The organism is Micromonospora sp. CPCC 205561, from assembly GCF_036906775.1.
Taxonomy (GTDB): domain Bacteria; phylum Actinomycetota; class Actinomycetes; order Mycobacteriales; family Micromonosporaceae; genus Micromonospora.
In genome coordinates this window covers 26,268-37,197 of the sequence record NZ_JBAKHV010000056.1, presented here as the reverse complement: position 1 = coordinate 37,197, position 10,930 = coordinate 26,268, and the positions used below count along the sequence as shown (strand labels likewise).

Sequence of the window (10,930 nt, the reverse complement as noted above, 5' to 3'; positions counted from 1 at the left end):
TGGCCGCGACCCGGTCGCGCCCGTCCGGGGGCGCCGAGCGGCCGGCCAGGCCGCCGAGCGGCGACGGGCCCGGGGTCGCCACGCGCCGCCCGCCGGCCAGGGCCGCGTTCATCGTGGCGACGCGCTGCGGCTCGCGGCTGCGCCGGCCGAGGGTCACGGAGAGGCGGACCAGCAGCGCCAGCACGACCAGCAGCACGCAGCCGAGGTAGCTCAGCGCCACCCAGGGTCGTGCGGGCCGCCCGGCGTTGAGCCCGTGCACGATGGCGAAGGGCCAGGAGAGGTACGCGGCGGAGTGCAGCGCGCGCCACAGCCACCTCGGGCCGACCCCGGCGAAGCGGGCCCGGACGACACCGGTCCAGAGCACGCTCACCATCAGCAGCGCGGCCACCGTGCCGAGGCCGACGTGAAGCCCCCGCCCGCCGACGAAGGGCACCACCGCGTCGGTGCCCGCCGCCCGACCGGTGGCGATCTTGGTGAGCGCGTGGCAGACCAGCCCGGCGACGGCGAGTATGCCGGTGGCCCGGTGCGCGGACTGGAGCAGCACCCGGTGCCGGATCAACAGCACCAGCCGGTCGGTGGCGAGCAGCCCCATCATCACGGTGAGGCTCAGCGCCACCAGGGTGATCACCCCGGAGAAGAACTCGGTGAAGAAGAAGGCGTACGCGTACGCCGTGGACGCCGCGCCCGTCAGCACGGTCGCGGCCCAGGAGGCGGCGAGCGCGGAGGCGGTCAACAGGGCCAGTGCCGGTCGGGACCGGGTACGTGCCCCCCGGCTCGTGGCGGTGATCCGGACGGCGGCCGCCCGCTGCTTCTGCTGTGCCCGAGCCATCTGCTCCTCGATCGTCTCGCGGCGGCGCACCGCCGGCCGACCCTGTTCCCCCTCGGGTACGGGCCGACGTGGCGGGCGGATCACCGGAGCGCGGAAATTCTCCGCGGCACGCGGGGACCGGCCGGCCCGGCCCCCGCGCCCGACCTCCACCCCAGTGACACATCTCCATGCGTTGACAGTCTCTGCAATGCGCTTGTAACCTTGCGGAAATTTTCAGCTCAATCTGCAAGAGCCCGGCAGGCCCTCCCCCCGGGGTCTCGCCACCACCCCGCCCCCGTCAGGAGGTCTCCGATGCAGAGACGTCGACGTCTGTCGGCGATCGTCGCCCTCGGCGTGATCGCGAGCCTGGTCGTCCCCGCCGCCGCCCCGCCGTCGCCGGCAGCCGCGGCCCCGGCCGGCACCAGGAAGGTCATCGCCAACCTCTTCGAGTGGAACTGGCCCTCGGTGGCCACCGAGTGCCGCACCACCCTGGGCCCCAAGGGCTACGGCTGGGTGCAGGTCTCGCCGCCGCAGGAGCACGTCCGAGGCTCGCAGTGGTGGCTGGCCTACCAGCCGGTCAGCTACCGGATCGAGTCCCGCAAGGGCACCCGCGCCCAGTTCAAGTCCATGGTCGACGCCTGCCACGCCGCCGGGGTGAAGGTGATCGTCGACGCGGTCGTCAACCACATGTCCGGGCAGGACAACGGCGGCACCGGCTGGGCCGGCTCGTCGTACGGTCACTACGACTACCCGGGGATCTACCAGACGCAGGACTTCCACCACTGCGGTCGCAACGGCGGCGACGACATCGCCAACTACAACGACCGGTGGGAGGTGCAGAACTGCGAGCTGGTCAACCTGGCCGACCTCAAGACCGAGTCGGACTACGTCCGGACGAGGATCGCCGGCTACCTCAACGACCTGCTCTCGCTCGGCGTCGACGGCTTCCGGATGGACGCCAGCAAGCACATGCCGGCCGCCGACATCGCCGCCATCAAGGGCAAGCTCTCCCGCTCGGCGTACATCGTGCAGGAGGTGATCCACGGCGCCGGCGAGCCGATCCAGCCGGGTGAGTACACCGGCAACGGCGACGTGCACGAGTTCCGCTACGGCAAGGACCTGGCCCGGGTCTTCCGTTACGAAAGGCTCGCCTACCTGCGCAACTTCGGCGAGGGGTGGGGGCACCTGCCCAGCGGCTCGGCGGCCGTCTTCGTGGACAACCACGACACCCAGCGCGACGTCGGCGGGGTGCTGACCTACCGCGACCGGGGCAGCTACGCGCTGGCCAACGCGTTCATGCTCGCCTGGCCGTACGGCTCCCCGACGGTGATGTCGAGCTACACGTTCAGCCAGCGGGACCAGGGCCCGCCCTCGGACGGCTCCGGCAGGACGCTGAACGCCACCTGCTACTCCGGCTGGGAGTGCGAGCACCGCTGGCCGGTGATCGCCAACATGGTCGGCTTCCGCAACGCCACCGAGGGCGCCGGCGTCGTCAACTGGTACGACAACGGCAACAACCACATCGCCTTCGGCAGGGCCGGCAAGGGCTACGTCACGGTCAACGACGAGGACTCCGCGATCACCGGCCGGTCCTACCAGACCGGCCTGCCGGCCGGCCGCTACTGCGACGTCATCCACGGCACCTTCGCCAACGGCACGTGCAGCGGGCCGGTGATCACGGTGGACGGCGGCGGCTGGTTCGCCGCGAACGTGGCCGCCCACGACGCGATCGCGATCCACGTCGGCGCCCGGCTGAGCTGACGCCCCGCCGTGGGACTCCGCCCCGGTCGACATTCCGGCCGGGGCGGGACCCGCAGGGGTTCCGCACCCGTTACAGTTACTTTGTGCGTTTTGACCGAATGACCGGGCGGCAGGTCCGCGTGCTGGCCGCCGCCGTCGGCGTACCCCTGCTGCTGGTGGCCGCCGGGGTGACCGGCTGGGCGCTGACCCCCGTCGCCGCACCCGCCCCGCCGCCGGTCGCCGGGCCGCCCACCCCGGAACCCGCCGCCACGACCGGCGCGACACCGGAACGGGTGCCCGTCGCCGCGCCCGCCCCGGCCGACCTGCCGGTGGTCGACTACGACCCCGCGCCCACCGGCTTCCCCGCCGACCCCGGCGCCCTGGACACCACGCCGCTGACCGAGGGCCTGCACCCCACCCGGCGGATCGCCGCCTACACCGCGCCCGGGGGCCGGCCCCTGGCGTTCCTCGACCCCACCATCCGCGGCGTCGAGCTGACCATGCCGATCGCCGAACGCCGCGCCGGCTGGGCGGCGGTGCTCCTCCCGTCCGCCAACCGCACGCTCGCCTGGCTGCCGCCCGGCGGCTACCAGATCGTGGCGCTGCGCGACCAGATCGTGGTGGAACGCCGGCCGCACCGCCTCACCTGGTACCGCGCCGGCCGCGCCGTACGCAGCTGGCAGGTCAGCCTCGGCCAGCGTGGCCAGGAGACCCCGCTGGGCCGCACGTTCGTCCTCGGCCGCACCCCGCCGCCCGAGAGCGTGTACGGGGGCGTCGACATCTTCGCCCTCGGCTCGGTGCCCGACGACCCCGACTCGGTGCCGGCGAGCCTGCGCGGGGCGCACATCGGCGTGCACAGCTGGTACCACGACGGCGAGCTGGGCAGGAAGACCACCAACGGCTGCATCCGGCTGACGAAGAGCGGGCAGCGGGAACTGCTCGCCGAGGTGCGCCCCGGCACCGAGGTGGTGGTCGACGAACTGCCCGCCCCGCCCCCGACCGCCTGACGCCGGCCGCCCGGGGCACGGGAGGGGACGGCCGCCCGGCATGGGCGCGACCATCCCGGGTAGTACCCGTGCATGAGGGCGAGTTTCCGGCTCGGCCGGATCGCGGGCGTACCGGTCGGGGTCAACTGGAGCGTCCTGGTCATCTTCGCGCTGATCGCCTGGGGGCTGGCGGCCAACCAGTTCCCCCGGGCCTACCCGGACCGGCCCGTCGCCGCGTACGTCCTGGCGGGGCTCGCCGCGGCGGTGGTCTTCTTCCTCGGCCTGCTCGCCCACGAGGTCTCGCACGCGATCGTCGCCAAGCGCAACGGGCTGGAGGTCGGCGGGATCACCCTCTGGCTCTTCGGCGGGGTGGCCGAGCTGCGCGGCGAGGCGCGCGACCCGGGCGCGGAGCTGCGCATCGCCGGCGTCGGCCCGCTGGTGAGCCTGCTGATCGGGCTCTTCTTCGGCGCGATCGCGGTGGTGCTCGCCGTGGCCGGGGTGGAGGGGCTGCTGCTCGGCTCGCTGGCCTGGCTGGCCGGCATCAACGTGCTGCTGGCGGTCTTCAACGCGCTGCCGGCCGCCCCGCTCGACGGCGGACGGCTGCTTCGCGCGGCGGTCTGGAAGGCCACCGGCGACCGGACGAAGGCCTCGGTCGTCGCCGCCCGGGCCGGCTGGGTGCTCGGCGCGGTGCTGATCGGCCTCGGGCTGTGGCAGTTCCTGGCCGGCGTGGGCTTCGGCGGGCTCTGGCTCGCCCTGATCGGCTGGTTCCTGATCGGCGCCGCCGGCATGGAGGAGCGGCAGGCCCGGATGGGCAGCGCCCTGCGGGGCGTACGGGTCGCCGACGTGATGACGCCGCAGCCGCAGACCGCGTCGGGGCAGCTGACGGTGGGCGACTTCGTCGACCACTACCTCTTCGCGTACCGGCACACGGCGCTGCCGCTGACCGAGGGTGACCGGCCCGTCGGCCTGGTAACCCTCGACCGGGTACGCGGCATCCCGGCGGAACAACGGGCCGGCACCACGCTGGCCGAGGTGGCCTGCCGCGCCGACGAGCTGGTGCTCGCCACGCCGGAGGAGCCGCTGACCGACCTGCTGCCCCGGCTCAGCGAGTGCGCCGACGGGCGGGCGCTCGTGGTCACCGACGGCCGGCTGGTCGGGATCGTCTCGCCGAGCGACATCAGCCGCGCGGTGCAGCGCGGCAGCCTCCGCGAGCAGATCGCCACGCGACCCGGACCCTAGTCCCGGGGGAGGTAGCGGTCGAGCAGGTCGGTGCGGAACGTGCCGGCCGGGTCGAGCCGGCGCGCCAGGGCGAGGAAGTCGGCGTGGCGGGGCCAGGCCGCGGCGACCGTCGGCGGGGCGAGGGTGAAGACCTTGCCCCAGTGCGGGCGCGGGGAGAACGGCGCCAGCCGCTCCTCCACCGCCGCCACCACCGGCAGCACCGCCGCCGCGTCCGCGATCCAGGTGAAGTGCAGGGCGAGGCTGTCCCGCCCGTGGTTCGGGCTGAGCCACAGCCCGTCGGCCGCCACCACCCGCAGCTCGCAGACCTGGAGCACCGGCGCGATCAGGTGCGCCACCGGGTCCAGCGCGGCCAGCACCGCCGGCGCCGAGGCGCGCGACACGTGGTACTCCGACTGCAACTCCTCCCCGCTGCTGGGAGTGAACCCGAACCGGAAGTGCGGCAGCCGCTCGTGCCACGGGCCGGGCTCGCCGAACTGCGGGGTGCAGTTGCGCGGCGGCATGCCGAGCACCGGGTGGCGCGGCTCGTCGGCCGGCGTCGTGTCCAGCCAGTCGGCCGGCGGCGGTGCGTCCTCCGCGCGCTGCTTGACCCACACCTCCCGCAGCCGCGGCGACCGCCAGTCGGTGAACACGCTGACGCTGTACGCCGAGGCGAACGCCGCGTCCAGCGCGGCGCGGGGCAGGCCGAGTCGGACGTACTGGCGGATGTCGAAGGTCGGCACCACGTCCAGGGTGACCCGGGTGACCACCCCCAGCGCGCCGAGAGAGACGACCATCCCGGCGAAGGTGTCCCCGTCGGCCGCCCGGTCGACGGTCAGCAGCTCGCCGTCGGCGGTGACCAGCTCCAGCCCGGCGACCGCGCTGGCCAGGTTGCCGACCGTCGCGCCCGAGCCGTGGGTGCCGGTGGCGACCGCCCCGGCGACCGAGATGTGCGGCAGCGAGGCGAGGTTGGCCAGGGCGTATCCCCGCTCGTGCAGCCGGGCCGCGAGTTCCCCGTACCGCATGGCGGCGGGCACGGTGACCCTCCGGCGCTTCGGGTCGAGCCGCACGGCGGCGGGCAGACCGGCCAGCGAGACCAGGTCGCCCGTGGTGTCCCCGAGGCGGTTGAAGGAGTGCCCGGTGCCCACCACCCGGAGCCGGTCGCTGTCCGCCACCAGCCGGCGCAGCTCGTCGACCGAGGAGGGCCGGTGGTAGCGGCGGGCGGAGTAGCGGACGTTGCCCGCCCAGTTGCGGCGCGGCACGGCCCCCGGCGCGCTCACGGCGTACGACCGCGGTCGACGGAGGACTCCTCGGCCAGGGCCTCGCCGAGCGCGTCCAGCGCCCGGTCCACGTCGAGGGTGCCGTAGCCGCGCGTGTCCACCGGCAGCCCCTGCGCGCGGGCCCGTTCGAGCTCCGCGCGGGCCGCCCGCCGCCGGGGCGGGTCACCCCACGCCAGGGCCTCCTGGCCGCGCCGGATCAGCTCGTCGACCCGCTCGACGCGGTAGCCGCGCAGCCCGACCGGGAGGTCGCCGACCGCGAAGGCGGCCCGACGCAGCCCGGGCGCGTCGAGGAAGAGGTCCCGGGCGTGCCGGGTGAGCGCCGCCGCCACCTCGGCGGGCTTCTCCCGGATCCGGCCCAGGTCCAGCAGCTCCACCGCGGCCCGGCCGTCGACCGGCTCGCGCGCGTCGGCCGGCAGGTCGCCCAGCGCGCCCGGCGCGGGCACCAGCAGCAGCCGCGGCGTCGAGGGCAGCCCGTCGCGGGCCGGCGGCTGGTCCAGCACCAGCGCCGAGACCTCGGCCCACGGGATCACGCGGCGCAGCCCCGGGCGGCGGACCGTCAGTCCGTCGGCGCCGACGACGAACCGGAACGGCCGCAGCAGGCCGACCAGCACGCTCCCGCCCAGCAACACGGCGCCGCCGGCGACCAGCCGGCGCAGCAGCGCGTCCTCCCCCGGCAACGCCAGCAGCACCCCGCCGCCGAGCACGCAGATCAGGGGCAGCACCAGCGCCCCCCGGGTGCGGTGCAGTTCCACGTCGTACCCCCGTTCGACACCGTGGTCGTCCGGACGCATCATCCGACGACCACCGACGCCGCGGGTACCGGTCGATCGGGCACGGTTACCACGCCGCCGTCGGGGAACCCTACGCCGATGAGCACCCAGCGCGATCCCGCCCCCCGGGGCCACGTCCTGCCCCTCGGGGCGCAGACCCACCCGACCGGAACCGGCCCGGCGTCGTCGGGGGCGCCGCAGACCGGGGCGGGGACGACGCCCGGACCCCGGCCGACGCCCGGACCCCGGCCGACGCCCGCGCCCCCGCCCGTCCCGCGTCCGGTGCCCCACCCGGGGCCGGCGCCCCGCGCCTGACGGCCGCCCCGGTCGCGGACCGGCTCAGAGCTGGGTCTTCACCTCGGCGGCGACCAGCTCCAGGTGCTCCAGGTCGGCCAGGTCGTGCACCTGGAGGTAGATCCGCTCGCTGCCGGCCTCGGCGTACCGGCCGATCTTGTCGACGATCTCGGCGGGGGTGCCGGCGAGCCCGTTGGCGCGCAGCTCCTCCGGCTCCCGACCGATCGCGGCGGCCCGGCGGGCCACCTCGGCGTCGTCCCGCCCGCAGCAGAGCACCAGCGCGTTGGACCAGCGCAGCTCACCCGGGTCCCGGCCGGCCTCCGCGCAGGCGGCGCGCACCCGCGCGAACTGGGCGGCGGTGTCCTCGACCGAGACGAACGGCAGGTTGAACTCGTCGGCGTACCGGGCGGCCAGGCGGGGCGTGCGCTTCGGGCCCATGCCGCCGAGCAGGATCGGCGGGCGCGGGTCCTGCACCGGCTTCGGCAGCGCGGGCGAGTCGCTGACCGGGTAGTACGTGCCGGCGAAGTCGAAGGTGCGGCCGGGCGGCGTCGCCCAGAGGCCGGTGATAACGGCCAGCTGCTCCTCCAGCCGGTCGAAGCGCTCCCCCACCGACGGGAAGGGAATCCCGTACGCGCTGTGCTCCTCGGCGTACCAGCCGGTGCCGATGCCCAGCTCGACCCGGCCGCCGCTCATCTGGTCGACCTGCGCGACGGTGATGGCCAGCGGGCCGGGCAGCCGGAAGGTGGCGGCGGTCATCAACGTGCCCAGCCGGATCCGCCGGGTGTCGCGGGCCAGGCCCGCGAGGGTGGTCCAGGCGTCCGTCGGGCCGGGATCGCCGCTCACCGAGCCCATCTTCAGGTAGTGGTCGGAGCGGAAGAAGGCACCGTAACCGGCGTCCTCCGCGCAGCGGGCCACGGCGAGCAGGTCGTCGTAGGTCGCGCCCTGCTGGGGTTCGGTGAAGATGCGCAGTTCCATGCCCTGAGCATAGGGAGCCGCCCTGGCCGGCGCGCCGGTCCGGCCCGTCCCGGTGGCGCGCGGGACGGGCGACCGCCCGGTCGAGTGGCAAGCATCCGATAGCGGCGTCGCTGGCCCCCGGGCCTGCCGCGCGTCCAGAGTGGAGGGCGGACGACGAGGCGAGGGGGAACTTGTGGAGGACCAGCACCGGGACCGGCTGATCGGGGCGGTGGACGGCCTGCTCCCGGAGGTGTCCCGCCGGGCCGGGGAGATCGAGGCGGCCCGCGGGCTCCCCGCCGACCTGCTCGACGGGTTGCGCGGCGCGGGCTGCTTCCGGATGTTCGTCCCCCGCAGCCACGGCGGGTACGAGGCGGACCCGCGCACCGGCCTGCGGGTGCTGGAGCGCCTGGCCCGCGCCGACGGCTCGACCGGCTGGACGGTGATGATCGGCGCCGAGACACCCCACCTGCTGGCGATGCTGCCCCGCGACCGGTTCGACGAGATCTACGCCGACGGGCCGGACGTGGTGGTGGGCGGCGGGTTCGCGCCGCAGGGGCGGGCCGAGCCGACCGACGGCGGGTTCCGGGTCACCGGCCGGTGGGCGTTCGCCAGCGGCTCCCGGCACGCCGACTGGATCTTCGGCAACTGCGTGCTGGCCGACGGCGGCGAGGCGGCGGGTGCTGCGCCGCGGATGCGCTCGATGCTCTTCCCCGCCTCCCGGGTCACCGTGCACGACACCTGGCACGCGCTCGGCCTGCGCGGCACCGGCAGCCACGACGTCGAGGTGACGGACGCCTTCTGCCCGACGGAGGAGAGCTTCGACCTGTTCACCGGCGTGCCCTGCGTACCGGGGCCGGGTTACGTGGCGCCGCTGGTCCACTTCGTCCTGCACCTCGGCGCCGTGGCCGTCGGCATCGCGCAGGGGGCGCTGGACGACATGGTGTCGCTGCTCGACGGCGGCCGGCAGCGGCTCTACGCCCGGCAGTCGCTCGCCGACTCGCCCGCCTTCCGCCTCCAGCTCGGCCGCGCCGACCTGGACGTACGCGCGGCCCGGGCGCTGCTGCGCGACCTGGCCGACGAGCTCTGGGCGGCCTGCGCCACCGACCCGGCGGCGATCCCGGCGCTGCACCCGCGGATCTCCGCCGCCCTGCCCTGGGTGACCGAGCGGGCCGCCGCCGCGGTCGACACCTGCTACCGGGCGGGCGGCGGGGGCGCCGCCCGGGACTCGTCGCCGCTGCAACGGCGGTTCCGCGACATCCACACCTTCAGCCAGCACGCGGCGGCGGCCGAGGGCTGGCTGGCCAACAACGGTGCCCGCCTGCTCGGCCGGCCGGTGGAGCTGGCCTACTGAGGCCGGGGCGGTGCCGGCCGACCCGCCCGGCACCGCCCGGATCGGCTAGACGTACGGCCGGCTGGCGTAGGCCTGCCTCAGCGCGGCCAGCCCCGCCGGCTTCGGCGACAGGGTGCCCCAGCCGGAGTTGAAGTAGTTGGTGCGCGCTATCCGGGGGCCCCGCTCGGCGTTGAGCTGGGCGACGGCGGCCGGCACGGTGGCGATCCAGGCCGTCTGGTCCGGCACCTCCGCCACCCGTACGCCCCACTCGGCGATGATCACCGGCCGGGAGAGGGCGACGGGGCCGAGGTCGGCCACCGCCCAGTCCTTCGCCCGACGCAGCCGGGCCAGCGCCGTGTGGGTGGGGCTGGTGGCGTAGGCGTTCCACTGGAGGAAGTCGAGTCTGGCCATCAGCGCCTCCGGGTGGATGCGCTGGAAGCAGGCCCGGTCGAAGCCGCCCACCCCCACCGAGAAGGTGGCGCCGGCGGGCAGCGCGCGGGCCCTGAACCAGTCCACGACGTACGTCATCGCCTGCACCCCGCGGGCGTCCGACTGCGCCCAGGTGTAGCCGACGCCGGACTCGGTGGTGCCGAACTCGTGGTCGGTGTCCAGTTCCGAGGCGAGCTGGATGTTCACCCCGAAGCCCATGGCGCGGTACTGCGACAGGGCACGGGCGAACAGCCCGTCGCACTGCCCGGCCAGCACCTGGCCGTAGCCGTACGCCCGGGGCCAGGTCGTCCCCGGTCGCTGCTGGATGGTCATCGCAGGCGCCGGGACGGTGTGCGACACGCCGTCCACGGTGAAGGTCTGCGGCCCGGTGTGGGGCGCGCCGTAGTGCTTCAGCTCCAGCACCATGTTCATCCGCACCCCCGCCCGGGCGAGCGTGGCCAGCCACGGCCGCTGGTAGCCGGGGAGGGTGTAGCCGTCGGCGAAGCTGCGGTACTGGGTCAGCGAGCGGAAGTTCCCGCCGGCCATGTCGGCCGTGGGGTCGGCGCCGCCGGAGAGGTAGTAGCCGCCCAGCACGGGCGACGCGATCGTGTAGTCGGCTGTCGCGACGGCGGTCCGCCCGCCGTTGTCGCGCACCGTGACGGTGACCCGGGGCATCACGCCACCGCCCGGTAGACGGCGACCGACCCGTTGTCCGACGTCCTGGTCCAGGTGCGCCCGGAGTCGTCGGCGACGGCGAGGGTGAGGGGGTCGATGACGGCGGTGACCTTCACCGGGGCGCTGCTGTTGCCCTGCGCGTCGGTGACCACGATCGTGACGGTCACCGGCCTGGTGTCGGCGTCACCGTAGGTGACCGTCAGGAGCATCTGGTCACCGGGTGAGTAGATGGAGGCGTTGAGCGTGGCGGTGGCGGTGGGAGCGGCCATTGCGGCTTCTCTCGTGCTCGGTCGCCGGACCGGCCGTGATCTTGGCGGAGCCGGCTGCGGAGGAACGGGTCGGGCGACGACCGGGCCGCCGGGCGCGACGGCGCGGCCCGGGGGCCGGTCACGGGTACGCCTCGCCGGCCGCGCGCGTCACGCCGGTAGCCGCGAGGCTCGGCCGGGCTG

At 75.2% G+C, this 10,930-nt stretch carries 9 protein-coding genes and 1 pseudogene; 4 read left to right on the top strand and 6 right to left on the bottom strand.

The genetic code is table 11. The features are described 5' to 3' along the window. Nucleotides 1–829: pseudogene (locus tag V6V16_RS23510) on the bottom strand (hypothetical protein); the annotation flags it as partial. Nucleotides 830–1,120: 291 nt separating this feature from the next. Between V6V16_RS23510 and V6V16_RS23505 the strand changes: the two are divergent. The 3 genes from V6V16_RS23505 (at nt 1,121) to V6V16_RS23495 (ending at nt 4,773) form a co-directional block, all read left to right on the top strand. Further along, a complete protein-coding gene (locus tag V6V16_RS23505; protein WP_334565328.1) occupies nt 1,121–2,569 on the top strand; it encodes an alpha-amylase in 1,449 nt (482 codons plus the stop codon). A gap of 83 nt (nt 2,570–2,652) precedes the next feature. Then, a complete protein-coding gene (locus V6V16_RS23500) occupies nt 2,653–3,555 on the top strand; it encodes a L,D-transpeptidase (RefSeq protein WP_334565327.1) in 903 nt (300 codons plus the stop codon). 72 nt (nt 3,556–3,627) lie between these two features. After that, complete coding sequence (locus V6V16_RS23495) at nt 3,628–4,773, top strand: site-2 protease family protein (protein WP_334565325.1); 1,146 nt, start codon at nt 3,628–3,630, stop codon at nt 4,771–4,773. Here the strand turns inward: V6V16_RS23495 and V6V16_RS23490 are convergent. The 3 genes from V6V16_RS23490 to V6V16_RS23480 all read right to left on the bottom strand — a co-directional run bounded on the left by V6V16_RS23490 (nt 4,770) and on the right by V6V16_RS23480 (nt 8,068). Further along, a complete protein-coding gene (locus V6V16_RS23490) occupies nt 4,770–6,011 on the bottom strand; it encodes an FAD-binding protein (protein ID WP_334565330.1) in 1,242 nt (413 codons plus the stop codon). The two genes, V6V16_RS23495 and V6V16_RS23490, sit on opposite strands and share 4 nt — an antisense overlap. 14 nt (nt 6,012–6,025) lie before the next feature. Further along, nucleotides 6,026–6,823: a hypothetical protein gene (locus V6V16_RS23485; protein WP_334565323.1), complete on the bottom strand. Its 798-nt coding sequence runs from the start codon at nt 6,821–6,823 to the stop codon at nt 6,026–6,028. 315 nt (nt 6,824–7,138) lie between these two features. After that, nucleotides 7,139–8,068, bottom strand: coding sequence for an LLM class F420-dependent oxidoreductase (locus tag V6V16_RS23480; RefSeq protein WP_334565321.1), 930 nt, complete (start codon nt 8,066–8,068; stop codon nt 7,139–7,141). A 172-nt stretch (nt 8,069–8,240) separates the two neighbouring features. On the opposite strand from V6V16_RS23480, the gene V6V16_RS23475 reads away from it, so the two are divergent. Beyond that, nucleotides 8,241–9,398, top strand: coding sequence for an acyl-CoA dehydrogenase family protein (locus tag V6V16_RS23475; protein ID WP_334565319.1), 1,158 nt, complete (start codon nt 8,241–8,243; stop codon nt 9,396–9,398). Nucleotides 9,399–9,443: 45 nt separating this feature from the next. Here V6V16_RS23475 and V6V16_RS23470 read toward each other — a convergent pair whose 3' ends face one another. Both V6V16_RS23470 and V6V16_RS23465 read right to left on the bottom strand, forming a co-directional pair. Further along, nucleotides 9,444–10,481, bottom strand: coding sequence for a hypothetical protein (locus V6V16_RS23470; RefSeq protein ID WP_334565318.1), 1,038 nt, complete (start codon nt 10,479–10,481; stop codon nt 9,444–9,446). Then, on the bottom strand, nt 10,481–10,750 hold the full coding sequence (locus V6V16_RS23465; protein WP_334565317.1) for a hypothetical protein: 270 nt from the start codon (nt 10,748–10,750) through the stop codon (nt 10,481–10,483). The genes V6V16_RS23470 and V6V16_RS23465 overlap by 1 nt, the downstream gene beginning before the upstream one ends. Nucleotides 10,751–10,930 lie beyond the last annotated feature (180 nt).

Coding starts and splice junctions, on each gene's coding strand:
- V6V16_RS23505 (WP_334565328.1), top strand. CDS start 1,121: ATGCAGAGACGTCGACGTCTGTCGGCGATCGTCGCCCTCGGCGTGATC.
- V6V16_RS23495 (WP_334565325.1), top strand. CDS start 3,628: ATGAGGGCGAGTTTCCGGCTCGGCCGGATCGCGGGCGTACCGGTCGGG.
- V6V16_RS23485 (WP_334565323.1), bottom strand. CDS start 6,823: ATGATGCGTCCGGACGACCACGGTGTCGAACGGGGGTACGACGTGGAA.
- V6V16_RS23480 (WP_334565321.1), bottom strand. CDS start 8,068: ATGGAACTGCGCATCTTCACCGAACCCCAGCAGGGCGCGACCTACGAC.
- V6V16_RS23470 (WP_334565318.1), bottom strand. CDS start 10,481: ATGCCCCGGGTCACCGTCACGGTGCGCGACAACGGCGGGCGGACCGCC.
- V6V16_RS23465 (WP_334565317.1), bottom strand. CDS start 10,750: ATGGCCGCTCCCACCGCCACCGCCACGCTCAACGCCTCCATCTACTCA.